This window comes from Phenylobacterium sp. (genome assembly GCF_041916435.1).
GTDB lineage: Bacteria > Pseudomonadota > Alphaproteobacteria > Caulobacterales > Caulobacteraceae > Phenylobacterium.
This window is the reverse complement of record NZ_JAYRZM010000001.1, coordinates 321,637-346,267: the sequence shown is the minus strand read 5'-3', so window position 1 is coordinate 346,267 and position 24,631 is coordinate 321,637. Positions and strand designations below refer to the sequence as shown.

At 69.4% G+C, this 24,631-nt stretch carries 23 protein-coding genes; 14 read left to right on the top strand and 9 right to left on the bottom strand.

Annotated features, from left to right (window positions below):
• The first annotated feature begins 76 nt into the window (after positions 1-76).
• From ACE3TA_RS01750 to ACE3TA_RS01735, 4 genes are all read left to right on the top strand, one after another.
• Complete coding sequence (locus tag ACE3TA_RS01750; protein ID WP_374571099.1) at positions 77-334, top strand: rod-binding protein; 258 nt, start codon at positions 77-79, stop codon at positions 332-334.
• 13 nt (positions 335-347) lie between these two features.
• The gene (locus ACE3TA_RS01745; RefSeq protein ID WP_374569974.1) at positions 348-794 is read left to right on the top strand and encodes a flagellar basal body protein; all 447 of its coding nucleotides are present in this window, start codon (positions 348-350) and stop codon (positions 792-794) included.
• Positions 795-1,280: 486 nt separating this feature from the next.
• Positions 1,281-1,784: a 6,7-dimethyl-8-ribityllumazine synthase gene (locus ACE3TA_RS01740; RefSeq protein ID WP_374569973.1), complete on the top strand. Its 504-nt coding sequence runs from the start codon at positions 1,281-1,283 to the stop codon at positions 1,782-1,784.
• 10 nt (positions 1,785-1,794) lie between these two features.
• Positions 1,795-2,226, top strand: a complete 432-nt coding sequence (locus ACE3TA_RS01735; RefSeq protein ID WP_374569972.1) for a PaaI family thioesterase — start codon at positions 1,795-1,797, stop codon at positions 2,224-2,226.
• Positions 2,227-2,429: 203 nt separating this feature from the next.
• On the opposite strand, the gene ACE3TA_RS01730 is transcribed toward ACE3TA_RS01735, so the two are convergent.
• Positions 2,430-3,071, bottom strand: a complete 642-nt coding sequence (locus ACE3TA_RS01730; RefSeq protein WP_374569971.1) for a glutathione S-transferase family protein — start codon at positions 3,069-3,071, stop codon at positions 2,430-2,432.
• A gap of 37 nt (positions 3,072-3,108) precedes the next feature.
• Complete coding sequence (locus tag ACE3TA_RS01725; RefSeq protein ID WP_374569970.1) at positions 3,109-4,692, bottom strand: ABC-F family ATP-binding cassette domain-containing protein; 1,584 nt, start codon at positions 4,690-4,692, stop codon at positions 3,109-3,111.
• Positions 4,693-4,922: 230 nt separating this feature from the next.
• Between ACE3TA_RS01725 and ada the strand changes: the two genes are divergently transcribed.
• The 3 genes from ada to ACE3TA_RS01710 all read left to right on the top strand — a co-directional run bounded on the left by ada (position 4,923) and on the right by ACE3TA_RS01710 (position 8,094).
• Complete coding sequence (gene ada, locus ACE3TA_RS01720) at positions 4,923-6,005, top strand: bifunctional DNA-binding transcriptional regulator/O6-methylguanine-DNA methyltransferase Ada (protein WP_374569969.1); 1,083 nt, start codon at positions 4,923-4,925, stop codon at positions 6,003-6,005.
• The gene (locus ACE3TA_RS01715) at positions 6,002-6,712 is read left to right on the top strand and encodes a 2OG-Fe(II) oxygenase (protein ID WP_374569968.1); all 711 of its coding nucleotides are present in this window, start codon (positions 6,002-6,004) and stop codon (positions 6,710-6,712) included. Before ada ends, ACE3TA_RS01715 begins: the two co-directional genes overlap by 4 nt.
• 167 nt (positions 6,713-6,879) lie before the next feature.
• Positions 6,880-8,094, top strand: coding sequence for a dipeptidase (locus ACE3TA_RS01710; RefSeq protein WP_374569967.1), 1,215 nt, complete (start codon positions 6,880-6,882; stop codon positions 8,092-8,094).
• Positions 8,095-8,106: 12 nt separating this feature from the next.
• Here the strand turns inward: ACE3TA_RS01710 and ACE3TA_RS01705 are convergent, their stop codons facing one another.
• The gene (locus tag ACE3TA_RS01705) at positions 8,107-10,167 is read right to left on the bottom strand and encodes a TonB-dependent receptor plug domain-containing protein (protein WP_374569966.1); all 2,061 of its coding nucleotides are present in this window, start codon (positions 10,165-10,167) and stop codon (positions 8,107-8,109) included.
• A 112-nt stretch (positions 10,168-10,279) separates the two neighbouring features.
• On the opposite strand from ACE3TA_RS01705, the gene ACE3TA_RS01700 reads away from it, so the two are divergent.
• Positions 10,280-10,834, top strand: a complete 555-nt coding sequence (locus ACE3TA_RS01700; RefSeq protein ID WP_374569965.1) for a homogentisate 1,2-dioxygenase — start codon at positions 10,280-10,282, stop codon at positions 10,832-10,834.
• Positions 10,831-11,772, top strand: a complete 942-nt coding sequence (locus ACE3TA_RS01695; RefSeq protein WP_374569964.1) for a cytochrome-c peroxidase — start codon at positions 10,831-10,833, stop codon at positions 11,770-11,772. Before ACE3TA_RS01700 ends, ACE3TA_RS01695 begins: the two co-directional genes overlap by 4 nt.
• On the opposite strand, the gene ACE3TA_RS01690 is transcribed toward ACE3TA_RS01695, so the two are convergent.
• Complete coding sequence (locus tag ACE3TA_RS01690; RefSeq protein WP_374569963.1) at positions 11,769-12,152, bottom strand: winged helix-turn-helix domain-containing protein; 384 nt, start codon at positions 12,150-12,152, stop codon at positions 11,769-11,771. The genes ACE3TA_RS01695 and ACE3TA_RS01690 overlap by 4 nt on opposite strands.
• Before the next feature lie 115 nt (positions 12,153-12,267).
• On the opposite strand from ACE3TA_RS01690, the gene ACE3TA_RS01685 reads away from it, so the two are divergent.
• Positions 12,268-13,491, top strand: a complete 1,224-nt coding sequence (locus ACE3TA_RS01685; RefSeq protein WP_374569962.1) for a histidine-type phosphatase — start codon at positions 12,268-12,270, stop codon at positions 13,489-13,491.
• A gap of 266 nt (positions 13,492-13,757) precedes the next feature.
• Positions 13,758-16,184 carry a TonB-dependent receptor gene (locus ACE3TA_RS01680; RefSeq protein ID WP_374569961.1) on the top strand — a complete coding sequence of 809 codons (2,427 nt, stop codon included), beginning with the start codon at positions 13,758-13,760 and terminating at the stop codon, positions 16,182-16,184.
• A gap of 210 nt (positions 16,185-16,394) precedes the next feature.
• On the opposite strand, the gene ACE3TA_RS01675 is transcribed toward ACE3TA_RS01680, so the two are convergent.
• The 4 genes from ACE3TA_RS01675 to corA all read right to left on the bottom strand — a co-directional run bounded on the left by ACE3TA_RS01675 (position 16,395) and on the right by corA (position 19,387).
• Positions 16,395-16,817 carry a DUF805 domain-containing protein gene (locus tag ACE3TA_RS01675; RefSeq protein ID WP_374569960.1) on the bottom strand — a complete coding sequence of 141 codons (423 nt, stop codon included), beginning with the start codon at positions 16,815-16,817 and terminating at the stop codon, positions 16,395-16,397.
• 80 nt (positions 16,818-16,897) lie between these two features.
• Complete coding sequence (locus tag ACE3TA_RS01670) at positions 16,898-17,323, bottom strand: GNAT family N-acetyltransferase (RefSeq protein ID WP_374569959.1); 426 nt, start codon at positions 17,321-17,323, stop codon at positions 16,898-16,900.
• A gap of 89 nt (positions 17,324-17,412) precedes the next feature.
• A complete protein-coding gene (locus tag ACE3TA_RS01665) occupies positions 17,413-18,225 on the bottom strand; it encodes a hypothetical protein (RefSeq protein WP_374569958.1) in 813 nt (270 codons plus the stop codon).
• Between the two features lie 193 nt (positions 18,226-18,418).
• A complete protein-coding gene (gene corA / locus ACE3TA_RS01660) occupies positions 18,419-19,387 on the bottom strand; it encodes a magnesium/cobalt transporter CorA (RefSeq protein WP_374569957.1) in 969 nt (322 codons plus the stop codon).
• A gap of 215 nt (positions 19,388-19,602) precedes the next feature.
• On the opposite strand from corA, the gene uvrA reads away from it, so the two are divergent.
• The 3 genes from uvrA to ACE3TA_RS01645 all read left to right on the top strand — a co-directional run bounded on the left by uvrA (position 19,603) and on the right by ACE3TA_RS01645 (position 23,683).
• On the top strand, positions 19,603-22,500 hold the full coding sequence (uvrA, locus tag ACE3TA_RS01655; protein ID WP_374569956.1) for an excinuclease ABC subunit UvrA: 2,898 nt from the start codon (positions 19,603-19,605) through the stop codon (positions 22,498-22,500).
• A 67-nt stretch (positions 22,501-22,567) separates the two neighbouring features.
• Entirely contained in the window at positions 22,568-22,954 is a 387-nt protein-coding gene (locus ACE3TA_RS01650; protein ID WP_374569955.1) for a DUF3597 domain-containing protein, read from the top strand.
• A 117-nt stretch (positions 22,955-23,071) separates the two neighbouring features.
• Positions 23,072-23,683 carry a glutathione S-transferase family protein gene (locus ACE3TA_RS01645; RefSeq protein WP_374569954.1) on the top strand — a complete coding sequence of 204 codons (612 nt, stop codon included), beginning with the start codon at positions 23,072-23,074 and terminating at the stop codon, positions 23,681-23,683.
• On the opposite strand, the gene ACE3TA_RS01640 is transcribed toward ACE3TA_RS01645, so the two are convergent.
• Positions 23,680-24,594, bottom strand: coding sequence for a hypothetical protein (locus tag ACE3TA_RS01640; RefSeq protein WP_374569953.1), 915 nt, complete (start codon positions 24,592-24,594; stop codon positions 23,680-23,682). The genes ACE3TA_RS01645 and ACE3TA_RS01640 overlap by 4 nt on opposite strands.
• Between the last annotated feature and the right edge of the window lie 37 nt (positions 24,595-24,631).

Here is a 24,631-nt window from a genome sequence, read left to right as displayed (position 1 = left end):
GGGTTCGATGGCCGCCGTCTCCACCCCGACCCAGTTCCTGCAGACGCCGGGCGCGTCGCCGTCGGCCGGCAAGCCGATGACCGGCGACGAGGCCGCCAAGCGCGCCCAGATCAAGCAGACCGCCCAGAAATTCGAGGCCTCGTTCCTGTCGTCCATGCTTCAGCAGATGTTCCAGGACGTGAAGGTCTCCGAGCCGTTCGGCGGCGGCCAGGGCGAGCAGATGTTCCAGTCGTTCATGACCGACGCCATCGCCAAGCAGATGGCCAAGGCCGGCGGCATCGGCCTGGCCGATCAGGTCGGCCGCGAAATGTTGAAGCTCCAAGGGCTCGAGTAGGAGACTTAGCGCGATGGCGATCCACGCTTCCGACGCCGGCGACCGCGTCGAACAGATGATCATCCTGACCGAGCGGCTGACCGAGCTGATCGCCCTGGAGGCTCAGGCCTTCGAGGCGCGCCGCCCGCAGGACGCGGCCCAGCACCAGGCCGAGACCACCCGGCTGGCCAATCTCTACCGTCACGAATCCATGCGCGTGCGCGCCAATCCCAAGCTGGTGGCCGAAGCGCCGTCCGAGCTGCGCCTGCGCCTGATCCGCGCCACCGAGGCCTTCGACGCCGTCCTCGCCCGCCAGGGCCGCGCGCTGGAGGCGGCCAAGACCATCACCGAGGGCATCGTGCGCGCCATCGCCGAGGAGGTCGCCTCCCAGCGCTCCAGGGCCGGCGGCTACGGCCCCGGCGCGGCGGCCAAGCCCGCAACCGGCGCGGCCACCGCCATCACCCTCAACAAGCGCGCCTAGCGGCCGAGCCGGCCTGACCCCGCGTCACTTCACAAAACGCGGCGCGGATGCGTTTAAACACTTGTTTGAAAGCTGCATCGGCGCCTAGATCGCAGGCGCCGCCGGGCTGTTCCGGCGGTCGCGTTCTCAGGGCGGGGTGAAACTCCCCACCGGCGGTGATGGCGCTCTGCGGCCCTGGTCGCATCGCACAAGCCCGCGGGCGCCCGTCGGCCCACCGGCCGGCGGGGACGAGCAGACACCGGTGCGATTCCGGGGCCGACGGTCATAGTCCGGTTATGAGAACCGCCGTTGCGATCGGCCGCGCGCGCCTGCGCGCCCGGCTGCGCCGCTTCGGCGATCCCTGAGTCGTGGTTCCACCCCTAGAGCGCGATCCGCAAAAGTGGACACCGGTTTTGCGACCAGATCGCGCTCAAGCCTTTGAATTAGAGCCCTATTTCTCCGTTCAAATGATTCCATTTGAACGGATAGGGCTCTAGGGAGCCGACCATGACCCAAGCTGTCACCCAACCACTGGAATTTCCCACCGCCAACGGCGCCTACCGCGCCACCCGCATCGCCTTCGTCCAGGCGCTCTGGCACGCCGAGATCGTCGACCAGGCCCGCGCCGGCTTCGTCGCCGAGATGGTCAAGCTGGGCTTCCCGGAAGGCGCCATCGACGTCTTCCAGGTGCCGGGCGCCTTCGAAATCCCGCTGCACGCCCAGGCGCTGGCCAAGTCCGGCCGCTACACCGCGATCGTCGCCGCCGCCTTCGTGGTCGACGGCGGTATCTACCGCCACGACTTCGTCGCCGAGACCGTGGTCGGCGCCCTGATGCAGGTGCAGCTCTCCACCGAGACGCCGGTGTTCTCCGTGGTGCTCACCCCGCACCACTTCCATGAGCACGCGCCGCACGCGGCCTTCTTCCGCGAGCACTTCCTGGTGAAGGGCGCCGAGGCGGCCCAGGCCTGCGCCCGGACCCTGGAAAGCCTCGCCCGGCTCGCGGCCGCGTGAGGAGGGAGCGATGACCACCACCCTTCCCCCGCCCCCGGCCGGCTTTGAGCCGCACTTCCGCAGGAGCCCGGTCACCGAGCCCTGGGAGCCGATCTACAGCCGCAAGGCCGAGGGCGCGGTGATCCTGGGCCTATGGGCCGACCGGCCCCACGCCAACGGCCGCGGCTTCGTCCACGGCGGGCTGATCTCGGCGCTGGCCGACAACGCCATGGGCCTGTCGTGCGTCGAGCGCCTCGGCGATCTGCAAAGCTTGGTCACCGTCAACCTGTCGCTGGACTTCCTGGCCTCGGCCAGGATCGGCCAGTGGCTGGAGTTCGACACGGTGTTCGTCAAACCGGGCGGAACCCTGTGCTTCACCCAGGCCTTCGTCACCGCCGACGGCGAGCCCTGCGCCAAGGCCAACGCGGTCTTCCGCGTGGTCCGCAAGCCCCCGCCGTCCTAGCCCCCGCGCATAGCCCCCTCTCCCCTTGCGGGAGAGGGTGGCCCGGCGGAGCCGGGTCGGGTGAGGGGTCTCTCAAACCTCCCCGCTTGCGCCCGCCAGCGCCGCTCTTGAAGCGGATATGATCTTCAACCCCTCATCCGACCTTCCTCCGGAAGGCCACCTTCTCCCGCAAGGGGAGAAGGATGAGCGGCCTTCCCCGCCCTTCAGAACGCCAGCCGGCCGAACAGCTCGCCGAACGGCCGCATCACGTGGGCCTGGTACGCCGATCGCTCGCTAAGCCGCGCGTACCAGGCCTGCACGTGGGGCGCCTCGGGCCGCTCCAGCTCCAGCTCGAACAGCCGGTAGAGCATGGTCCCGGCCGGGATGTCGGCCATGGTGAAGGCCTCGCCAACCAGATAGGGCCGCCGCGCGAGTTCGCGGTCCAGGAGGCCCAGGTGCTCGCCCACGCGCGCCCAGGTCGCCTCGACGGCCGGCATGTTCCGCTTGGCCGCCGGCATCCGGTACCAGGCCCAGAAGACGAACATGAAGTCGCGCTGGAAGTCGGCCAGGGCCCAGTCCATCCACTGGTCGGCCTGCGCCCGCCCCACCGCTCCGGCCGGGCAGAGCCCGCCCTCGGCGTAGCGGGCGCAGAGGTAGCGCACGATCGCGTTGGATTCCCACACCACCACGCCGCCGTCGTCGATCACCGGCACGCGCCCGTGCGGGTTCATCGCCCGGAACGCCGGCTCGTCCAGCCCGCCCGCGTCGCCGCCGGCGTCGATGTGCTCGTAGTCCAGCCCGATCTCGTCGGCGGCCCACAGCACCTTCTGCACGTTGATGGAGTTGCGCCGTCCCCAGATCCGCATCGTCATCTCCCAAGGCGGGCGAGCGCCTCGCCTCTCCCTACCCCAGCCGCACCTGCCGCTCCACGCCGATCGCCGCCAGGAAGTCCGCATCGTGGCTCGTCACCAGGAGCGCGCCGTCGTAGCCGGCGAGCGCCGCCTCCACCGCGGCGATGGAATCCAGGTCGAGGTGGTTGGTGGGCTCGTCCAGCACCAAGAGCTTCGGCGGACTCGCCCCGGTCAGCACGCAGGCCAGCGCCGCGCGCAGCCGCTCGCCGCCGCTCAGGGCCGCCACCGGCTTGGCCGCCGCGGTGTTGCGGAACAGGAACTTCGCCAGCGCCGCATGCGCGGCGTTGTCGTCGGCCTCGGGATTGAGCCGCCGATAGGCTTCCAGGAGCGTCTCGTGTTCGGCCAGCAGCGCCGTCTTCTGGTCGAGGAAGGCGGCCTCCACGCCCCGCGTCACCCGCCCCCGCGTCGGCTCCAGCTCGCCCACCGCCAGCCGCAGGAGCGTGGTCTTGCCCGCTCCGTTCGGCCCGACGACCGCCACCCGCTCGGGCCCGACGATGCGCAGCGAGACCTTTTCCGGCGCCGGCCGGCCGCCCGGATAGGCGAATCCCACATCCTCCATCACCAGCACGGTCTTGCCCGCCGCCAGGCCGGACGGCGGCAGCTCGAAGGCCAGGGCGCGCAGCCGCTCGACCTTGGCCTGCGCCGCCTCCAGTTCCGCGCCCGCCTCGGCCCGCCGCCGTTCGGCCAGCCGTTCGCCCCGGCCGCCGGAGTTCTCCGCCCGCTCGGCCATGGCGCCCAGCAGGATCTTCGGCTCGCTCTTCTTGGCGGCGAAGCGCCGGCCGGCTGCGTCGCGCCGCGCCTTGCGCTCCCGCGCCGCCTGGACCTCGCGCTCCACCGCCCGCGCGCCCCGCTCGGCGCTCTCCAGGTCGCGCGCGGCGGCGGCCTCTTCCTCGGCCTTGCGCTCGGCGTAGAGGTCGAAGTTCCCGCCGTAGGTCTTGGCTCCCAAAGCGGAAAGCTCGACGATCCTGTCCATGCGGCGCAGCAGCGCCCGGTCGTGGCTCACCACCACCGCCCCGCCGCCCCAGCCGCCCAGCACCTCGGCGATCAGCTCGCGCGCGCCGGCGTCCAGGTTGTTGGTCGGCTCGTCCAGCACCAGCACGTCCGGCTCGGCGGCGAGCAGCCCGGCCAGGGCCGCCCGCGTCGCCTGCCCGCCGCTCAGCGAAGCGGCGGGGCGCTGAAGGTCCAGCCCCTCCAGCCCCACCTGCGCCAGCCCCGCCTCCAGGCGGGCCTCCAGCGTCCAGTCGGCCAGGTCGAAGTCATCGGCCTCCCCGCGCCCCTCGCCGATGCGCGCCAGCCGCGCCAGCGGCTCGGCCAGGCCCATCACGTCGGCCACGCTCGCGCCCTCCGGCGGCGCATGCGCCTGGCGCAGCACGCCCAGGCGGCCGCGCACGCTGACGCTCCCGGCGAGCGGCGAGAGCTCGCCCAGCATCAGGCGCAGGAGCGTCGTCTTGCCCGCGCCGTTGCGGCCGACGAGGCCGGTGCGCTCGGGCCCGAAGCTCAGGGTCAGATTGTCGAAGAGGGTGCGGCCGTCAGGCGTGCGATACGACAGGCCGTCGAGGGTGATGAAGGCGGACATGGAAAACCGGGGCGCGATGAACGAGGCGGGCGAAGCGGGCGTCCAGGTCGCGTTCCATGTTCAAGGCCTCCGGTTGAAGCGGCCGATATAGGCCGGCGGGGCCGATCGCGCAAATCGGACTCCGCGTCCCCCGCGCCCTTGCACCGGCCGGCCCATGAGCGAATTTGAGCGCAAGGAGCGGAGTTCGCCGCTTCGCCGCGCCCCCTACACCACCGGTCACGATCTGACTGATGGACAAGACCATGCAACCGACCTTCACCCCGAACCCCTTCGCGAGCGACGAAGCCCGCTGGGCCGCCGTGGTCGCCAAGGACCGCGCCGCCGACGGCGCCTTCCTCTATTCGGTGCGCACCACCGGCGTCTTCTGCCGCCCCTCCTGCGCCGCCCGCCCGGCCCTGCGCGAGAACGTCGCCTTCCACGCCTCGCCCGCCGAGGCCGAGGCCGCCGGCTTTCGCCCCTGCAAGCGCTGCAAGCCGACCGAAGCCTCCCTCGCCGAGCGCCGGGCCAAGGCCGCCGCCCTCGCCTGCCGCCTGATCGACGAGGCCGAGACCCCGCCCCCGCTCGAGGAGCTGGCCCGCGCCACGGGCCTCAGCCCGCATCACTTCCACCGGGTGTTCAAGGAGGCCGTGGGCGTCACCCCCCGCGCCTACGCCGCCCAGCGCCGGGCCGAAAAGGTTCGCCAGGGCCTGGCTTCCGGCGCCGGCGTCACCGAGGCGATCTACGAGGCCGGCTTCAACTCCGGGAGCCGCTTCTACGAGACCGCCGGCGAGGTGCTCGGCATGACCCCGGGCGCGTACCGCGCCGGCGGGACGGGCTCGACGATCCGCTTCGCGGTCGGTGAATGCTCCCTGGGCTCGATCCTGGTCGCCGCCAGCGACCGCGGGGTCTGCGCGATCCTCCTGGGCGATGATCCGGCCGCCTTGGTCCGCGACCTTGAGGACCGCTTCCCCAGGGCCGAACTGGTCGGCGCCGATCCGGCCTTCGAGGCGCTGGTCGCCCGGGTCGTCGGCCTCGTGGAGAACCCCGCCCAGGGGCTGGACCTGCCGCTCCATGTGCGCGGCACCGCCTTCCAGCACCGGGTCTGGCGGGCCCTGCGCGAGATCCCGCCGGGCCGGCGGGAAAGCTACGCCGACGTCGCCCGCCGCATCGGCGCGCCCAAGGCCGTCCGCGCGGTCGCCGGCGCCTGCGCGGCCAATGCGCTGGCCATCGCCATCCCCTGCCACCGCGTGGTGCGCACCGACGGCGAGCTTTCCGGCTACCGCTGGGGCGTCGAGCGCAAGGCGGCCTTGCTGAAGCGCGAGGCCGCCGCGTGACCCAACCTGTCGAATCCCGCCTGGCCGGCCTCGACTGGACCGCGCTCGCCGCCGAGCTCGACGCCCAGGGCTCGGCGGTGATCCCGGCGCTGCTGACGCCGGCCGAATGCGAGGCCCTCGCCGCCGCCTACGACGGCGAGGGCTTCCGCAAGCAGGTGATCATGCAGCGCCACGGCTACGGCCAGGGGGAATACCGCTACTTCGCCTATCCCCTGCCGCCCCTGGTCCAGGCCCTGCGCACCGGGCTCTATCCGCCGCTCGCCAAGGTCGCCAACGCCTGGAACGCCGCGCTCGGCCTGCCCGCCCGCTATCCGGCGGCCCACGCCGACTATCTGGCCCGCTGCCACGCGGCGGGCCAGGCCCGGCCGACCCCGCTCGTCCTGCGCTACGGCCCTGGCGACTACAACCGCCTGCACCAGGACCTCTACGGCCAGGAGGTCTTTCCCCTGCAGGTCGCGGTGCTGCTCTCGCAGCCCGGCCGCGACTTCACCGGCGGCGAGTTCGTGCTCACCGAGCAGCGGGCCCGCATGCAGTCCCGGCCCGAGGTCGCCCCGCTGTCCCAGGGCGACGCCCTGGTCTTCGCCGTCGCGGCCCGCCCCATCGCCGGCCCCCGCGGCCCCGCCCGCGCGATCATGCGCCACGGCGTCAGCCGCATCCGCTCGGGCCATCGCCACACCCTCGGCGTCATCTTCCACGACGCCGCCTGAGTCCTTCTGGAGACAGCCAAGCCCTAGCCAGCACGCCCACAACGCGGGCCGCGGCTGCTACGCCGCGCGCATCGACCGGCTCTGAGCCGCCGGTCCGCCGGGCCAGGCTTGCCTCCCCGGCGGCGAAGGGCTCACCTGCGCCCTTCGCCGTTTCGGGGGTAGTCCAAGTGAAGATCCGTACTGTGTCGCTCGCCGCGCTGATCCTGGCCGCGAGCCTGTCGGCCGCGCGCGCCGAAACCCCGGCCGAGGCCGCCCACGCCGCGGCCCTGGTGCTCGACACCCACTTCGACACCCCGGCCAACTTCCACATCCCCGGCTGGGACATCATGGACCGCCACGACGTGAACGTGGACGGCAGCCAGGTGGACTATCCGCGCATGGTCGAGGGCGGGGTCGACGGCGGCTTCTTCGCCATCTTCACCCCCCAGGGTCCGCGCACGCCGGAAGGCGACGCCGCCGCCCGCGACGCGGCCATCGTCCGCGCCGTCGAGATCCACGAGATGGTCGCCAAGCACGGCGACAAGTTCGAGCTCGCCACCAAGGCCGAGGACGCCCCGCGCATCGCCGCCGAGGGCAAGCGCTTCGTCTTCATGAGCATCGAGAACAGCTATCCGCTGGGCGACGACCTGACCTTGATGCAGACCTTCTACAAGCTCGGCGTGCGCATGATCGGGCCGATCCACTTCCTCAACAACGACCTGGGCGACAGCTCCACCGACCCCAAGGGCCCCGAGTGGCATGGCCTGTCGCCCCTCGGAAAACAGTTCGTCGCCGAGGCCAACCGCCTGGGCATGGTGATCGACGCCTCGCACTCCTCCAATGAGGCCACCGAGCAAATGATCGAGCTGTCCAAAACGCCGATCATCCTCTCCCACTCCGGCGTCGCCGCGGTGTTCGACCATCCGCGCAACGTCCCCGACGAGATCCTGAAGAAGCTCGCGGCCAAGGGCGGCGTCATCCAGATCAACGCCTTCAACAACTACATGATCGCCACGCCGAAGATCCCCGAGCGCGAGGCGGCCATGGCCGATCTGATGAAGTCCATCGGCTTCGACGGCCACGACATGACCCCCGACCAGCGCAAGGCCTTCATCGCCGGGCGCAAGGCCATCGACGCCAAATGGCCCGTGCCCAAGGCCGACATCGACGACTTCATGAAGCACATGTTCCACGCCATCCAGGTGGTCGGCGTCGACCACGTCGGCGTCAGCGGCGACTTCGACGGCGGCGGCGGCATCGAGGGCCTGATGGACGTCACCTACTATCCGGAAATCACCAAGCGCCTGATGGCCGCCGGCTACACCAAGGAGGACGTCGCCAAGATCTGGGGCGGCAACGCCCTGCGCGTCCTCAAGGCGGCGGACGAGGCCAAGGCCCAGTAGCCGCGCCGCGCCTCAGCGCCGCGCGCGCAGGCTCAGGAACAGGGTGCGCCCCTGTTCCGGGAAGCCGTCGACGAGTTGGTAGTTCTGGTCGAACAGGTTGCGGCCGCCGACGCCCACCTCCAGCCCGTCGGCCAGCTCGTAGTCGACGCGCAGGTTCGCCACGGCGTAGGCGCCGGTCCGATAGTAGCGCGTGCCGGCGGTGTTCACCGTCCAGCGGTCCGAGGCCAGGTCCACGCTCGGCAGCACCCGCAGCCGCGCCAGCGGACGCCAGTCGGCGTAGACGAAACCCTTGTGCGCGGGCACGTCGGTCGGCCGGAAGGCGGCGTTGTTGGGATCGGTCAGGTCCCGGTGCATGTAGGTGTAGTTGGCGCCCAGGCTCAGGGTCTCCGCGGCCCGCCAGACCACCGCCCCCTCCAGGCCCCAGTATTCGCCCTCGCCCACGTTGCGGCTCTGGCTGACGGCGTTGTCGGTGCAGACCCCGGCCGCCGTGCAGGTCGTGTAGATGAAGGGGACCGAGACGATCACGTCGTCCAGGCGCGAGTAGAACACCGCGCCCTCCAGGTGGACCCCGCCCAGCTCGCGCGCGCCGCCCACCTCGAAGTTGGTCGCCCGCTCCGGCTTCAGGTCCGGATTGGACACCGCCCCGCCGAAGCGCGAGCTGAACCGCTCGAACAGCGTCGGAAAGCGCGCCCGCGAGGAGATCGAGGCGTAGACCTCGCTCTTGTCGTCCAGCCGCCAGGAGAGCTTGGCCTGGCCGTTGGCGGCGTGGCTGTCGCGTAGCGGATAGAAGACATAGGCGCCGCTCGTGTAGTCCTCGGCCCGCTTCAGGTCGCGCCAGTCGTAGCTGGCCCCCGCCGTGAAGGTCAGCGCCGGCGACAGCTCCAGCACGTTCTCCACCGCCAGGCTGTAGCTGTCCTCCAGCGAGGTCTGGTGCGGCTCCACGGCGCCGGACGGGAAGCCCTGCTGCCATTCCACGTGCTCGTCGCGGCGATAGTAGGCGGCCAGGCTCACCTTGTCGGCGTCGGTGGCCTGGACGGCCAGGATCAGCGCGCCGCCGTGCGCCTCGTCGGCGTAGTAGCTGTTGAACGCGCGGCCCAGGGTCTGCGTGTTTTCATTGCGGTTGTCGAAGGCCCGCAGCAGGTTGTCGAAGGTGTTGCGGTAGATCTTGGTCTTCAGGGTCAGCCGCTCGCTCAGCGCCGTCGTCGACAGGAAATAGAGGCTGTCGATGTTCCAGTAGGGCCAGGTCCAGAACCGCTGGGTCGACACCGGATCGACCGTGGAGAGCGGCGCCAGCTTCTCCCCCTCCTGCTTGGTGTAGTTCAGGCTGTATTCGTCGGTGTCGTTGGGCGTCACCCCGACCTTCAGGTTGAGCCGCCAGTCCTCGGCGCGCGACAGGTCGCGCTCGCCGCCGTCCTCGCTGGCCGTCGGGGTGAAGTCGCCGGACAGGTCCGTGTGGTCCTGGAACCGCCGCGCATAGCTGGCCTGGGCGTACCAGCGGTCCTGGCGCGTGCCGATCAGGCCGAAGGCGGTGTAGCCGGCGTATTCGCCCTTGCGCCCCATGTCGAGCGAGGCCTGCGCCTCGGCCTCGAACGGCTTGGTCGGCTTGCGCGTCACCAGGTTGATCGCCCCGCCCATGCCGTCCGGCCCGTCGAGCACCGAGACATAGCCCTTGGCCACCTGCACCTCGGCGACGTCGGGCGTCAGGAACCGGCCGTAGTCCAGCCGGTTGTCGGCCGGCAGGAACACCCGCACCCCGTCGATCATCAGCGGCGCCTGGAAGCGGTTGAAGCCGCGCACCGACACCACGCGCTCGTTGCGCGAGCCGCCGGTGTTCGACGAAGCCACCCCCGGAATCAGGTTGACCGCGTCGTCCAGCGTCGGCCGCGAGAACGCGTAGATCGCCTCCGACGACAGGGTGTTGGCGTCGATCGCCACGCCCTGCACCCGCGGCGCGGTGACGATGATCTGCCCCAGCTCGAACGCCTGGCCGGCCTGGCCGTCGTCGGCCGCGCGCGCCGCCGTGGCGAGGATGAGCGTCGAGGCGGCTGCGAAGAGCGCGATGGTCTTTTGCATGAGGGCTCCCCCGGGGATGTCGTGGCCGCGTCAGCGGATCGAATCTCTATATCCATTCATATATAGCTAGGGCCGGGAGACGCCCATCTCGATATATGGTGAAATACAGCACATGATGCTTGAGCATTCCCGCACGCCCCGCCGCCCGGCCTGGATCGCCGCCCTGGTCCTGGCCGCCGCCGCCCCCGCCGCGGCCCAGCCCATGGCGCAGCCCGCCCCGGCCGACTGCGCGGCGACCGACGCCAACCTGCCCGCCGATCTCGCCGGCTGGACCAGCCCCGCGCCGCTCGCCGCCGCCGCCGCCGAAGCGGGGCTGGACGCCGCGCAGCTTCAGATCGGCCGGGCCTATGACATCAAGCTCAGCCGCACGCCCGAGGTCGCCTACCTGGTCCAGCCGGAAAAGCCCGGCGGCTCGGTGAGCTATGGCGGGCTGCTCGCCGTGACCGTCCCGCGGGCGGGAAGCTACCGCGTGGCGCTCGGCTCCGGCGCCTGGCTGGACGTGCTGGCGGACGGCGCGCCGGTGGCCTCCACGGCGCACGGCCACGGCCCCGCCTGCTCCAGCGTGCGCAAGATGGTGACCTTCCCGCTCGCCGCCGGCCGCCACGTGATCCAGATCTCCGCGAACGGCGCGCCGGCCGTGGCGGTGATGGTGGTGCAGGCGCCTTGAAGCTCGCGCGCGCGGCGCTGGCGGCCCTGGCGCTGGTCTGCGCGGCCGCCGCGCCCAGGACCATCGGCCCGCCGCCGCAGCCGGCGGACAATCCGTCGAACCCGGCCAAGGTCGAACTCGGCCGCCGGCTGTTCTACGACGCCGACCTGTCGATCGACGGCACGATGTCCTGCGCCACCTGCCACGAGCAGAAGAACGCCTTCGCCGACGGCAATCGCACCCATCCGGGCGCCACTGGCGAGCCCGGCCGGCGCAACGTCATGGCCCTGGCCAACGTCGGCTATCTGCCCTCGCTCACCTGGGGGGACCCGCGCGTCCAGCGCCTGGAGGACCAGGCCCGCATCCCCCTGTTCGGCGACCATCCGGTGGAGATGGCCATGGGCGGCCAGGACGCCGAACTGGCCCGCAGGCTCTCCGCGAACGCCTGCTACCGCCGGCTGTTCGCCGCCGCCTTCCCGGAGCGCGGCGGAAGGATCGCGACGCCGCAGGTGGTCGACGCCATCGCCGCCTTCGAGCGCACCCTGGTCTCGTTCGACGCGCCCGTCGACCGGGGCCGGCTGTCGCCGCAGGCCCGCCTCGGCCAGGCCCGCTTCCGCGCCGCCTGCGCAAGCTGCCACGCCGGCGCCCTCTTCACCGACGGCGCCTTCCACGGCATCGGCCAGACCGCTGGCGAGGACCAGGGCCTGGCCGAGATCACCCATCGGCCGTCCGACGCCTACGCCTTCCGCACGCCCAGCCTGCGCAACGTGGCTCTCACCGGCCCCTACCTGCACGACGGCTCCGCCGCCGATCTTCAGGCCGCCATCGCCGCGCACCGGATGCTGCGGCCGAGCCCGGCCGAAGCGGATCAGCTCATCGCCTTCCTGCGCGCCCTGACCGACGAGAGCTTCGTGCGCGATCCGCGCCTTTCCCTGCCCAAGCCGGACTGCCCGCTCTAGGCGCCCTTCTGCGAGGGGCGCGGCTCGTCCAGCAACAGGCGCTGCAGCCGGGCCAGGGCCTCTCCGCCGGCGGATTCCACCAGCCGGGCCTCCAGGTCGCGATAGGCGGCCAGCACCTGGCGCCCGGTCTCGGTGACATGGGCGCCGCGATCCTTGCCGCCGCCGGCCACCGTCTCGACGAGCGGACGCTTCCAGGTCCGGTTCATCTCGTCCACCAGCAGCCAGGCGCGGCGATAGCTCATGCCCAGCGCCCGGCCGGCGGCGGAGATCGAGCCCTCGCGGTCGATCGCCTCCAACAGGTCGGCCTTGCCCGGCCCCATGGCGAAATCGCTCCCGCAGCGAAGCTGGGCTTTGATCTTCAGCGGGCCGACGAGGGGCATGGCTCGTTCCAGGGCTTGGCGGGGCGTGGCGACTCCCGGCGCTGCGGGCCATCATCAACTTTATACACGAAAGTGCGATGGCCGCGGCTCCGCAGCTCCGCGGCCGGAGAATGGCATGAAGCGCCTCGTCGTCCTGATCCTCTTGCTCGCGGCCTGGACCGCGGCGCCGGCCAGCGCCGAGCCGCTCAAGCTTGAGCGCGTCGTCATGCTGACCCGGCATGGCGTGCGCCCGCCGACGAAGGCCGAGGTCACGCCCCCCGGCGTCGCCGCCGATCCGTGGCCGCAGTGGAATACGCCCTACGGACACCTGACGGCCCACGGCTACGCCGCGATCCGCCTGCTCGGCGCGGCCGACAGGATGCGCTGGTCCAAGGCGGGCCTGCTGCCGCGGCGGGGCTGTCCCGCGCCCGGCGAGGTCGTGGTCTGGTCCGACAGCGACGAGCGGACGATCCGCACCGGCGACGCCCTGCTGGAGGGCCTGGCCCCCGGTTGCGGGCTGGTCAACGGCCACAATCCCGAGGGCGAGGACGACCCGCTGTTCTCTCCGCCCGAGCGGGCCTCCATGGACCCCGCCGCCGCGCGGGCGGCGATTGTCGAGGCGGTCGGCCCCCTCGACGCCGTCGCCGCCGCCCACCGCCAGGAGCTCGATGCGCTGGGCCGCGTGCTCGGCTGTTGCGCCGCCCCGGCCTGCCCGTCCGCGGCGGCGTCCTGCTCGCTCGCCGATCTCCAAAGCGCCTTCGTCGACGGCGGGGGCAGGCCCAAGCTGAGCGGCCCCCTGGATTTCGGCCCCACCGCCGCGCAGACGCTGATGCTGGAATATGTCGAGGGCCTGCCGATGGCCGAGGTCGGCTGGGGCCGCGCCACCCGCCAGGACATTGAACAGCTGATGGGCCTGCACGCCATGAAGGGCGAGGTCCTGCAGCGTCCGCTCTACATCGCCGCGCGCGGCGCGGGCCCCCTTCTGAAGCGCATGCTGGAGGCGCTGAACGGCCCCGCCCGGCTCACCGTCTTGGTCGGGCACGACACCAACATATCGGAGATGAGCGGGCTCCTCGGCTTTGACTGGCATGTGCCGTCCTATCCCGCCAACACCCCGCCGCCCGGAGGCGCGTTCGGCTTGGCGCTCTATGAAGACGCCGCCGGCAAGCGGTTCGTGCGCGCCTTCTACCGATCGCAGACCATGGACCAGATGCGCGACCTGACGCCGCTCGACGCCCGCTCGCCGCCGTTCTTCCAGTGGCTGACGATCGACGGCTGCGGCGCGGCCGACCGGGCCGCCTCGTGCGCCCTGGAAACGCTCGAGCGCCTCGCCGAGACGCGGCTTGCGGCCGCGCGCTGAGGCGAGGCGCCTTCGCCGCAATGTGGGGCGGACGGAACACGGTGGATCAACGTCCGCGCGCGCCGCCTCGCCAACATGCGCAGGGGTAGCAAAACCGTCGTAGTCGCGTGCTAGCGCCGTCCCCGCCCACCCGGACGAGGTGTGGAGGGGGAATAATCATGAAATTGAGATCAACGCTCATGTTGAGCGCCGCTTGCGCGCTTGGATTTGCAACCGCGTCTCACGCGCAAAATGTAACAACCACGTCGGATAACGACACGGACACCGTGGATTCCGTCGTCGTCTTCGGCCATCGCGCGGCCGAGCGCGAGGCGCTCGAGCAGCAGCACAAGTCCGACAACCTGCGCAGCGTGGTCACCGCCAACGACGCCGGCAAGCTGCCGGACCAGAACGTCGGCGAAGCGGTGCAGCGCATGCCGGGCGTCTCGGTCGACGACGATCAGGGCGAAGGGCGCTACGTCATCCTTCGCGGCCTCGATCCGTCGCTGACGGCCGTGCGCATCAACGGCCAGGACGCCGCCGCGCCCGAAGCCGACACCCGCGAGGTCAAGGTCGACACCATCCCGTCCGGCCTCATCGGCTCGGTCGAGGTGATCAAGGCCCAGACCGCCGAATACGACGCCAACGCCATCGCCGGCGCGGTCGACATCAAGACCGCCACCGCCTTCGACCGCCGCGCGCCGTTCTTCACGGGCCGCTACAGCTTCGGCCACATCGACCTCACCGACAGCAGCTACTACGACACCGACTTTTCGGGCGGGGCGCGCTTCGGCGCGAACGACGACTTCGGCGTGGTCGTGGCGCTGAACGCCTCGCGCCGTCCGTTCGGCTCCGACAACCTGCAGGGCTCCAGCACCTGGACCGCCGTCGGCGACCAGGTCGTGCCCAAGGACTGGAAGCTGCGCAACTACGACGTGACCCGCAACCGCCAGGGCGCGGCGGTCAACTTCGACTGGCGTCCCAAGGACGGGGTGAAGCTCCACCTGCACACCCTGTTCTCGCACTTCACCGACATGGAGCAGCGCGAGCAGTTCACGATCTCGCTGAAGAGCCAGACGCCGACCGGCGACGGCACCGGGACCTACGCCGGCAACAAGGTTCCCAAGCGAGACGTCAAGTACCGCTACGAAGACGAGCACATCGCCACGATCAATCTCGGCGGCCAGTTCGACGTCGGCGGCGGCGTGCTCGACGCGGACTTCACCACCTCCAGCGCGGTCAAGGACGACGACCCGCGCTACAACTTCGCCTTCGCCACCGACAGCAAGTCCGACGCCAGCGGCACGTACGACCTGTCGGACGTCCTGTTCAAGGTCACGCCCTCCGCGGCGGCCTACGACGCGTCCAAGTACTTCGGCTCCGAGGCCGAGCTGGAAGCCGACCACTATCGCGAGACGCTCAATCAGGTCTCGGCGAACTACACCCTGCCGACGACCATGTTCGCGGGCGACACCACCTGGAAGGTCGGCCTCAAGTACACCCAGCGCCACAAGCGCAGCGACGTCTTCTACCGCCTCTATGAAGTCGCCTCCGGCTCCATGCCGCTGACCGACTTCACCGCCGTCCCCGCGCGCACCCTCTATGGCAATACGTTCGGCCCGACCGTCGATTTCCAGGAAGCGCTGGACTACGCCCGCAGCCACAACGTCTTGACCCTCGACGCCGAGGGCTCGGTGCCGGACGATCTCGGCGGCGACTACGACGTGAAGGAAAAGGTGGCCGCCGGCTACGTGCAGGCGACCATCCACGTGGACCGCTGGACCGTCATTCCGGGCCTGCGCGTCGAGCACACCAAGTCCGACTACGCCGGCAAGCAGTTCGACGAGACCGCCTCGTTCGACACGCCGTTCAACGTGTTCGGCTCCAAGTCCTACACCGACTACTTCCCCTCGATCGTCGGGCGCTACGACTTCAACGAGAACACGCTGGTGCGCCTGGCCGTCACCACCGCCATCGGCCGGCCGAACTACGAAGACCTGGCGCCGACGGTGAACTACAGCCGCAACGACGGCGAAATCAGCCTCGGCAACCCCGAGCTCAAGCCGCTCAAGTCGGTCAACTTCGACATCGGCGTCGAGCACTACTTCGGCCGTAGCGGCGTGATCTCGATCTCGCTGTTCCGCAAGAACATCGACAACCCGGTCTTCCAGACCGAGCGCGATCCGGCCTCCGAGACCATCAACGGCGTCACCTACACCGGCGTGAAGATCTTCCAGCCGGTCAACCTGTCGAGCGCCTACGCCGAGGGCGCCGAGTTCAACTTCGTCATGCAGCTCGACAACTACCTGCCCTCGCCCTTCGACGGCATGGGCGTGTCGTTCAACGCCACGGCCCAGAAGTCTCACACCGACGCCGACGGCCGCAGCGTGCCGCTGATCTACACCTCCGACCTCACGGGGACGGCGGAGCTGACCTACGAGAAGTACAACTGGACTGCGCGTCTGGCCTACTCGTACCGCTCCAAGTTCCTCGACACCCTCGGCGACAGCGACGCGACCGACACCTACACCGCCGGACGCGGCCGGCTCGACTTCAAGGTCGGCTACGCGATCAACAAGAACTGGCAGGTCTACGCCGAGGGCAAGAACCTCACCGACGCCGACTGGCGCCGCTGGATCGGCAATTCCCGCCAGCTCGTCGAGAACGAGCGCTACGGATCGACCTACGCCATCGGCGTAGCGGCGAAATTCTGAGCCGGCGACCGATCTGACTGCGCCTGCCCGCGCGGGCCTCTCCTGGCGAGGGGCCCGCGCATCTCGGCCATGCCGGCGTCGCCAAGATCGGGGTCGGCGAGGCCCTGTGCGTCCTCGATGCGACGGACGGGGCGATAGCGCAGCGAGCGCGGCGGGAAGCAGACGCAGCGAGGGTCCGCGAGGGGTGGGGAGAAGACGTCGCCCTAGGCCTCAAACGGGTCGAGTTAGCGTCCACATCATTCCCAGTCGCGTTGGTGGCTTCCCGAACCTATTATTCCCGGCGTCTCCGGGGCGAAGGCCAGCCCATAAGGTGAAGATGGCGAGGGCGGCGAATGCAAGTATAGCGAGAGGGCCGTAGAGCAAATTGGGCGGACGAAGGGTAGCGAGCATTACGAATGCGCTTAGTATTGCCACCACAACGAGACAAGCCCATAGACCGCGACGATTGAAGTCGTGCAGACGCGCTGCGTGCAAGAACATCCACGGCCAAACAAAACCGCCGTTCAAGAATGACGGATAGATTTTGGCCGTGCCTACGGTGACCAGCGCCAAGAGTAGGAAGGCGACCCCAAAAGCCCCCCTGTTGATGCGAAAGCTGACAAGGGGCGAGAGGCAGCGCCTGACGAACGACATGCGCGTAGCTTAGCTGCAGATCTCTCGCCCGCAAGCTGACCTTTTCAACGTCGGCAATGGGTCGGAAGCGGACCTCGCTGCTATCTAAGCGCAATTAGCCCGGCGTCGGTGGGTCTGAACCCACATGCACCGAAATAAAAGTCGCGCAGATGCGGCTCGAAATCGACATGCAACCACTCGCAACCGGCCGCTCTGGCGGCCTTGCACGCCGCGTCGATCAATTGGGACGCCAAACCCTTCCGGCGCATCGCGCGTGTGACCATGGTGTCGAGAATGAAGGCGTGGGCGCCGCCGTCCCACGCCACGTTCACGAACCCGACGAGGTCGCCATCGAGGCGCGCGCACACCCAACCCAGGCTGACCCCGCTAAGTTGCTCCCACCAATCGTGTTCCCCGACATCGTGCTCGAAGCATTCGGCGTGCAGGATATTCAGTTCCACGTTCTGGAACACCGCCCGCCATTCCAGCGAGGGCCTGGCGGAATTTGGGGCTTCTTCGTCCTGCATACGAAACACGTGACCCGGCGCTAGCGAAGCCGTCAACGTCGCCTATGGGTGGGTTTCGGCCTCCCCGCACCGCGTGGCGTGTCACCAGATCAGTGAAGCGTCAGCATCGGGAACCAGTCGAGTACGGCATCTTCATCAACGCCGCATCTGCCGTTCCACCATTGGACCGGATAGGGCCAGTCGTCCTTGTGCCAAGGCGTCTGCTCGCGTTCGCTTTCTGGAACAAATCGTTGTCTGAAGCTAGGTCTCTGCGGATCGACTAGGATGCCTGCGAAGCCCAGGATGCTTATCAGTGCCCGCCGCTCGGCGCTGTTTGAGCGCAATGACTTGGCCAAGGCCTTATCCAAATCTCCAAGACGGGCAGTCTCAGGCAGTCCCCGTGCCGCATCTAGGATATCGCGCAAGATGATGAAGTCAGCCGCCTCCGGCGAGGGCTGTATATCGTCACGGAATGTGCGCAGATCGAAAGACATGAAGATTGGGTCGAGATGCCGTACGCCGCCCCACTTCAGCCGCTCAAAATTGAGGACGTTCAGGTCGATATTCTGGCTACCGTAAAGTCCGCAACATGTGCAGCGTCTCTGGCCATCAAGGACGGACAAGGAGTGCTGGCCCAAGTGACGTGCTACGGCGTAGCTGCCTAAGGCGGACCGCCAATCCAGACGTCTTGATCCAAGGCTGGCGATAAAGGCCGCCACAATTTCGGTTTGCCGCACATTGGCCGCAGCCTCGACCGCCGCTTTGATCGCATCGTCGTGTGAAAGGCGCACGGCGTCGAACATGACACCTTTGGACCTGGCGTAGGCGAAGTCTTCGGGCGCGACGGACCGGTCGGGTCGCCAGCCGGCCGACGACCAATAGGTGTTCATCAATATGGCGACCGCGCGCTTATCTAAGGACATGCCCCAGCCTGCCGCGCGGCGGCCGGAGGTTCAATATCTCGAAGCGACCACCGACCTTGCTAGATTGTTGGCTAAGGTCTCTGAGGAAGAGTCGTCGCCTAGATTGCTCTCGCAAGCGGACGTTTCGAACGTCCGCAAAGGATAGTTCCCGGCCTTTCGTCGCCCCCCAGAACCAAACGTCCCGCCGCCCGCCCTACAGCCAGTGGTTCCGCCGGAAGTTCAGGTAGAGCCCGCCGCAGGCCGCCGCCATCAGGCCCAGGATCAGCGGATAGCCGAAGCTCCAGTGCAGCTCGGGCATGTGCTGGAAGTTCATGCCGTAGATCCCGGCCACGGCGGTCGGCACCGCCAGGATGGCGGCCCAGGCGGCGAGCTTGCGGGTGATGGCGCTCTGGCGCTGCTGTTCCAAGAGGTTCGAGACGTCGAACACCGAGGTGATCACGTCGCGCAGGGCGTCGGTCATGTTGCCCACCCGCCGCACGTGGTCGGACACGTCGCGGAAATAGGGCCGGACGCCCGGGTCCAGGCACGGCGATTCCAGGTGCTCCAAGAGGCTGCACATCTCGCCCATCGGCCCCACCACCCGCTTGAAGCGCATCAGGTCGCGCTTGAGGTGGAACAGCCGGTTGACCTCCTCGCGGCTCAGGAACTCGTCCAGCGCCCGCCGCTCCATGCCCAGCACCTCCTCCTCCAGGTCCTCGACGATCGGCAGGTAGCCGTCGACCACGAAGTCCAGGATGGCGTGCAGCACATAGTCGACGCCGTGCTTCATCAGGCCGGGCGAGGCCTCGAGCTGCTCGCGCAGCTTGGTGTGCGCCCGCGCCGAGCCGTGGCGCACGGTGATGATGTGGCTGGGGCCTACGAAGATGTCGGTCTCGCCGTACTCGATGCGCTCTTCGCCCAGGTGCGCGGTCTTGGTCACCACGAAGAGCTGGCCGCCATAGCTTTCCACCTTCGGCGTCTGGTGGGCCTTGAAGGCGTCCTCCACCGCCAGCGGGTGCAGGCCGAACCGCACCTGCAGCTTGGCGAGCTCTTCCTCGGTGGGCTGAACCAGCCCGATCCAGACGAACTCGCCCTCGCCCAGCTTCAGCTCCCGCGGGTCGTCCAGCGACACCTCCCGCGCGCGGGCGCCGTCCTTGTAGGCGATGGCGGCGGCGATGCTCATGCGGCGCGACTCCTCCTCATCAGAGTCCTCGCCCGCCCGTCGGGCCAGCGTCAAGCTCAGCCGGCGGGCGCCGTCCGCGCCCGGAACGTCAGTTGGGTGGCGGCAGCGCGTCGCAGGGCCTTTGTTCGCCTATTGTTCCCGTGCTATCGGTGAGTCTCGGAACTACATTAGGCGCAGTCCGCTGTGATGCGGCGGACGGGAGCTTCCGGAACAACATGGCCGACCAGCTTAATTTCATCCGCGTGCGCGGCGCGCGCGAGCACAATCTGAAGGACGTCAGCGTCGACATCCCCCGCGGCGAGCTGGTGGTGCTCACCGGCCTCTCCGGCTCGGGCAAGAGTTCGCTGGCCTTCGACACCATCTACGCCGAGGGCCAGCGCCGCTATGTGGAGAGCCTGTCGGCCTACGCCCGCCAGTTCCTGGAGCTGATGAGCAAGCCCGACGTGGACCTGATCGAGGGCCTGTCGCCGGCCATCTCCATCGAGCAGAAGACCACCAGCCGCAATCCGCGCTCCACGGTCGGCACGGTCACCGAGATCCACGACTACATGCGCCTGCTCTGGGCGCGCGTGGGCGTGCCCTATTCGCCGGCCACCGGCCTGCCGATCGAGAGCCAGACCGTCAGCCAGATGGTCGACAAGCTCGCCGCCCTCGACGAGGGAACCCGCATCTATCTGCTGGCGCCGGTGGTTCGCGGCCGCAAGGGCGAGTACCGCAAGGAAATCGCCGAGTGGCAGAAGGCCGGCTTCCAGCGGCTGAAGATCGACGGCGAGTTCTATCCGATCGAGGACGCGCCGGCCCTCGACAAGAAGTTCAAGCACGACATCGACGTCGTCGTGGACCGGCTGGTCGCCAAGCCCGGCCTCGAGAGCCGCTACGCCGACAGCCTGGAGACGGCCCTGCGCCTGGCCGACGGCATCGCCGTGGCCGAATGGGCCGACATCGCCGAGGGCGAGACCACGCCGCGCCGGCTGATCTTCTCGGAGAAGTTCGCCTGCCCGGTCTCCGGCTTCACCATCAGCGAGATCGAGCCGCGGCTGTTCTCGTTCAACAATCCCTACGGCGCCTGCCCGGTGTGCGACGGCCTGGGCGCCAAGCTGGCCTTCGACGCCGACATGGTGGTGCCGGACAAGGACAAGACCCTGCACAAGGGCGCGATCGCGCCCTGGGCCAAGGGCCCCTCGCCGCTCTACACCCAGACCCTGCAGTCGCTCGCCCGCCACTACGGCTTCTCCATGGACGAGCCCTGGTGGAAGCTGCCCGAGCCGGCCAGGAACGTGGTGCTCTACGGCTCCGGCTCGGAGAAGATCCACTTCGTCTACGACGACAACGCCCGCAAGTACGAGGTCAACAAGACCTTCGAGGGCGTGCTGCCCAACCTGGAGCGCCGCTGGCGCGAGACCGACAGCGCCTGGGTGCGCGAGGAGCTCGGCCGCTACCAGTCCGAGACCCCGTGCCTGGCCTGCGAGGGCTACCGCCTGAAGCCCGAGGCCCTGGCGGTGAAGATCGACGCGCGCCACATCGGCGAGGTCTCCCAGCTCTCCATCAAGAACGCCCGCGACTGGTTCGCCGATCTCGACGGCAAGCTCACGCCCAAGCAGATGGAGATCGCCCGGCGCATCCTGAAGGAGATCAACGACCGCCTGCGCTTCCTGGTGGACGTCGGTCTCGACTACCTGAACCTGTCGCGCGGCTCGGGCAGCCTGTCCGGCGGCGAGAGCCAGCGCATCCGCCTGGCCAGCCAGATCGGCTCGGGCCTCACCGGCGTGCTCTACGTGCTCGACGAGCCGTCCATCGGCCTGCACCAGCGCGACAACACCCGCCTGCTGAACAGCCTGCGCGGCCTGCGCGACCTCGGCAATTCGGTGCTGGTGGTCGAGCACGACGAGGAGGCCATCCTCACCGCCGACTACGTCATCGACATGGGCCCGGCCGCCGGCGTCCATGGCGGCGAGGTGGTGGCCGAGGGCAAGCCCGCCGACATCATGTCCGCGCCCAAGAGCCTGACCGGCCAGTACCTGTCGGGCCAGCGCGAGATCGAGGTGCCGCTGGACCGCCGGCCGATCTCCAAGAAGAAGGTGCTGCGCGTCGTCGGCGCCACCGGCAACAACCTGAAGACCGTCACCGCCGAGATCCCGGTGGGCACCTTCACCTGCATCACCGGCGTCTCCGGCGGCGGCAAGTCCACCTTCACCATCGAGACCCTCTACAAGGCCGCCGCCCGGCGCCTGCACAACGCCTCCGACGCCCCCGCCCCGCACGAGCGCATCGAGGGCCTGGAGCTGTTCGACAAGGTCATCGACATCGACCAGTCGCCGATCGGCCGCACCCCGCGCTCGAACCCGGCCACCTACACCGGCGCCTTCCAGCCGATCCGCGACTGGTTCGCCGGCCTGCCGGAGGCCAAGGCCCGCGGCTACGGGCCGGGCCGCTTCTCGTTCAACGTGAAGGGCGGCCGCTGCGAGGCCTGCCAGGGCGACGGCGTCATCAAGATCGAGATGCACTTCCTGCCCGACGTCTACGTCACCTGCGACGTCTGCAAGGGCAAGCGCTACAACCGCGAGACCCTGGAGATCCTGTTCAAGGGCAAGTCGATCGCCGACGTCCTGGACATGACCGTCGAGGAGGCCGCCGACTTCTTCAAGGCCGTGCCGCCGGTGCGCGAGAAGATGGAGACGCTCAAGCGCGTCGGCCTTTCCTACGTCAAGGTCGGCCAGCAGGCGACGACGCTCTCCGGCGGCGAGGCCCAGCGGGTGAAGCTGTCCAAGGAGCTGTCGCGCCGGGCCACCGGCAAGACCCTCTACATCCTCGACGAGCCCACCACGGGCCTGCACTTCGAGGACGTCAAGAAGCTCCTGGAGGTGCTCCACGAGCTGGTCGACCAGGGCAACACCGTCGTCGTCATCGAGCACAACCTCGATGTCATCAAGACCGCCGACTGGCTGGTGGACTTCGGTCCCGAGGGCGGCGACGGCGGCGGCGAGATCGTCGGCGTCGGCAGCCCCGAGCAGCTCGCCGCCAATTCCAAGAGCTGGACCGGCCGCTACCTGAAGGACCTGTTGGACCGCCACGCCGAGCGCCGCGCCGACCGGCGCAAGCTGCTCACCGCCTGAGGGCCGACCGAAGGAACTTCACATTCGTCTGCGCCTTTAGGTTCAGCCACCACGAAGGAGCACGGCGATGGGTCTGTTCGGTTCGATCATGAACAAGATTTTCCACCACAAGGCGGCGGCTCCGGCCGCGCCGACCGCTGCGGCCGCCCCCGCCGCGCCCGCGGCCGCGGCCGCCGCCGCCGCCCCGCCGCCCGAGCCAGTGGACGTCGAGGCCGTGCTGGTCGAGCTCGCCGCGCAGAAGGGCGGCGGCGGCAACTGGCGCACCTCCATCGTCGACCTCTTGAAGATGCTCGACCTGGATTCCAGCCTCGCCGCCCGCAAGGAGCTGGCCGAGGAGCTGGACGTCCACGCCGGCGCGCACGGCAGCGCCGAACAGAACATCGCCCTGCAGAAGGCCGTCTGGGAGGCCCTGGCCAAGAACGGCGGCAAGGTCCCGGCCTCGCTGCGCGACTAGCCGCGTCGACGGCGCCGCCGCTCCGGCGGGCGGCGGCGCTTTCAGCAAAGCTGGTTTGCCTTCAGGCGCGCGGCCGACCTAGCCTCTCCCCATAATTTGTTCATTGGGGAGACGATCATGATCCTTTACGGCGCGCCCATGCCGGCGCCGAACCCGCGCCGCGTGCGCATCTTCCTGGCCGAGAAGGGGATCGAGCTCCCCGAAACGCCCGTCGACATGCGCAAGCGCGAGCACAAGGCGGCCGAGTTCCGCGCCAAGAACTCCCTCGGCCAGATCCCCGTCCTTGAGCTCGACGACGGCACGGCCATCTCCGAGACCGTCGCCATCTGCCGCTATTTCGACGAGACCCAGCCGGACCCGCCGCTGTTCGGCCGCACGGCGCTGGAGAAGGCCCAGGTGGACATGTGGATCCGCCGCGTCGAGTTCATCCTGATGAGCCCGGTGGGCAATTTCTGGCGCCACGCCCACCCGTTCACGGCCCAGCTCCTCACCCAGTACAAGGACTTCGGCGAGTCCAACCGGCAGGCCTACGCCAACGCGCAGCAATGGCTGGACCGCGAGCTTGAGGACCGCCCGTTCGTCGCCGGAGAGGCCTTCACCATGGCCGACATCTGCGCCCTCTCCACCGTCGACTTCGCGACCTGGATCGGCCTGGAGCTGGATCCGGCCAACGAGAACCTCGCCGCCTGGCGCGAGCGGGTCAGCGCCCGCCCCAGCGCCGCGGCCTAGGCCGCTTCGTCCCTGGCCTTCATCAGCGCCCGGTAGGCCACGGCCCCGGGCGCGGTGATCACCGCGTAGTAGAGCGCCGTCAGCACGCCGGCGAAGGCCAGATAGGCGATGGTGCGTCCGGTGAAATAGCTGGCGAGCGAGGTCGCGTCGGGATTGAACGCCGCCCCCGCGTCGGCCAGCGTGCCGCCGCCGGCCACGACGATGGCGCTGGTCACCGCGCTGAAGATCACCATGCCCAACAGGCCGATCACCGCGATCGCCGCCACCGCCAGCACGTAGGCGCCCAGCAGCGGCCAGAACATGCCCCGCGTCAGCTTCCAGGACTCGAACACCGAGATCCGGCGCTCGGCGAAGGTGATCACCGGCGCCAGCGACAGGCGCACGGCCACCATCAGCATGATCCCCACCGCGAACAGGCCGATGCCGACGCCGATGAAGCGGCTGGCCGCCCCGCCGAGGACGCCGGCGAGCGCCGCCGCCGCGCCGGCCAGGAACACCACGACGAACGCGATCCCGGCCCAGACGAAGATGAAGACGACCTTCAGCGCCGCCAGCCTCAGCTCGTCCGCCCCCAACCGCAGGAAGGCCAGCCGCGCGTCGGACGGCGCCAGCACCGCCCGGTAGACCGCCGCCGTCATGATCGACATCATCACCAGCCCCAGGGGCAGGATGATCGCGTAGACCGGCGCCAGGTCCTTGAATTCGCTCATCATGGTCTCGTAGTCCGCCGCCCCGCTGGAGCTGGCGCTCTCGATGGCCATCAGGTGCTGGCCGCCCAGGCGGATCATGATCGCCGCCGTCGCCAGGCTCAGCACGAACTGGAAGATCGCCCAGGCCAAGAGCACGCGCGGCCGTTCGCGGGTGAGGCGGAACCCCTCCAAGGCGGCGTCTGTCGGCGAAAAGAGCTTCATGTCATCCCCCAGGCGAGCCCGATCACGACTCGGCCGC

What these genes read in the sequence shown, in the direction of transcription:
- ACE3TA_RS01750 (WP_374571099.1), top strand. Translation starts at nt 77, where the DNA reads ATGACCGGCGACGAGGCCGCCAAGCGCGCCCAGATCAAGCAGACCGCC.
- ACE3TA_RS01745 (WP_374569974.1), top strand. Translation starts at nt 348, where the DNA reads ATGGCGATCCACGCTTCCGACGCCGGCGACCGCGTCGAACAGATGATC.
- ACE3TA_RS01740 (WP_374569973.1), top strand. Translation starts at nt 1,281, where the DNA reads ATGACCCAAGCTGTCACCCAACCACTGGAATTTCCCACCGCCAACGGC.
- ACE3TA_RS01735 (WP_374569972.1), top strand. Translation starts at nt 1,795, where the DNA reads ATGACCACCACCCTTCCCCCGCCCCCGGCCGGCTTTGAGCCGCACTTC.
- ACE3TA_RS01730 (WP_374569971.1), bottom strand. Translation starts at nt 3,071, where the DNA reads ATGCGGATCTGGGGACGGCGCAACTCCATCAACGTGCAGAAGGTGCTG.
- ACE3TA_RS01725 (WP_374569970.1), bottom strand. Translation starts at nt 4,692, where the DNA reads ATGTCCGCCTTCATCACCCTCGACGGCCTGTCGTATCGCACGCCTGAC.
- ada (WP_374569969.1), top strand. Translation starts at nt 4,923, where the DNA reads ATGGACAAGACCATGCAACCGACCTTCACCCCGAACCCCTTCGCGAGC.
- ACE3TA_RS01705 (WP_374569966.1), bottom strand. Translation starts at nt 10,167, where the DNA reads ATGCAAAAGACCATCGCGCTCTTCGCAGCCGCCTCGACGCTCATCCTC.
- ACE3TA_RS01700 (WP_374569965.1), top strand. Translation starts at nt 10,280, where the DNA reads ATGATGCTTGAGCATTCCCGCACGCCCCGCCGCCCGGCCTGGATCGCC.
- ACE3TA_RS01690 (WP_374569963.1), bottom strand. Translation starts at nt 12,152, where the DNA reads ATGCCCCTCGTCGGCCCGCTGAAGATCAAAGCCCAGCTTCGCTGCGGG.
- ACE3TA_RS01685 (WP_374569962.1), top strand. Translation starts at nt 12,268, where the DNA reads ATGAAGCGCCTCGTCGTCCTGATCCTCTTGCTCGCGGCCTGGACCGCG.
- ACE3TA_RS01675 (WP_374569960.1), bottom strand. Translation starts at nt 16,817, where the DNA reads ATGTCGTTCGTCAGGCGCTGCCTCTCGCCCCTTGTCAGCTTTCGCATC.
- ACE3TA_RS01670 (WP_374569959.1), bottom strand. Translation starts at nt 17,323, where the DNA reads ATGCAGGACGAAGAAGCCCCAAATTCCGCCAGGCCCTCGCTGGAATGG.
- ACE3TA_RS01665 (WP_374569958.1), bottom strand. Translation starts at nt 18,225, where the DNA reads ATGTCCTTAGATAAGCGCGCGGTCGCCATATTGATGAACACCTATTGG.
- corA (WP_374569957.1), bottom strand. Translation starts at nt 19,387, where the DNA reads ATGAGCATCGCCGCCGCCATCGCCTACAAGGACGGCGCCCGCGCGCGG.
- uvrA (WP_374569956.1), top strand. Translation starts at nt 19,603, where the DNA reads ATGGCCGACCAGCTTAATTTCATCCGCGTGCGCGGCGCGCGCGAGCAC.
- ACE3TA_RS01650 (WP_374569955.1), top strand. Translation starts at nt 22,568, where the DNA reads ATGGGTCTGTTCGGTTCGATCATGAACAAGATTTTCCACCACAAGGCG.
- ACE3TA_RS01645 (WP_374569954.1), top strand. Translation starts at nt 23,072, where the DNA reads ATGATCCTTTACGGCGCGCCCATGCCGGCGCCGAACCCGCGCCGCGTG.
- ACE3TA_RS01640 (WP_374569953.1), bottom strand. Translation starts at nt 24,594, where the DNA reads ATGAAGCTCTTTTCGCCGACAGACGCCGCCTTGGAGGGGTTCCGCCTC.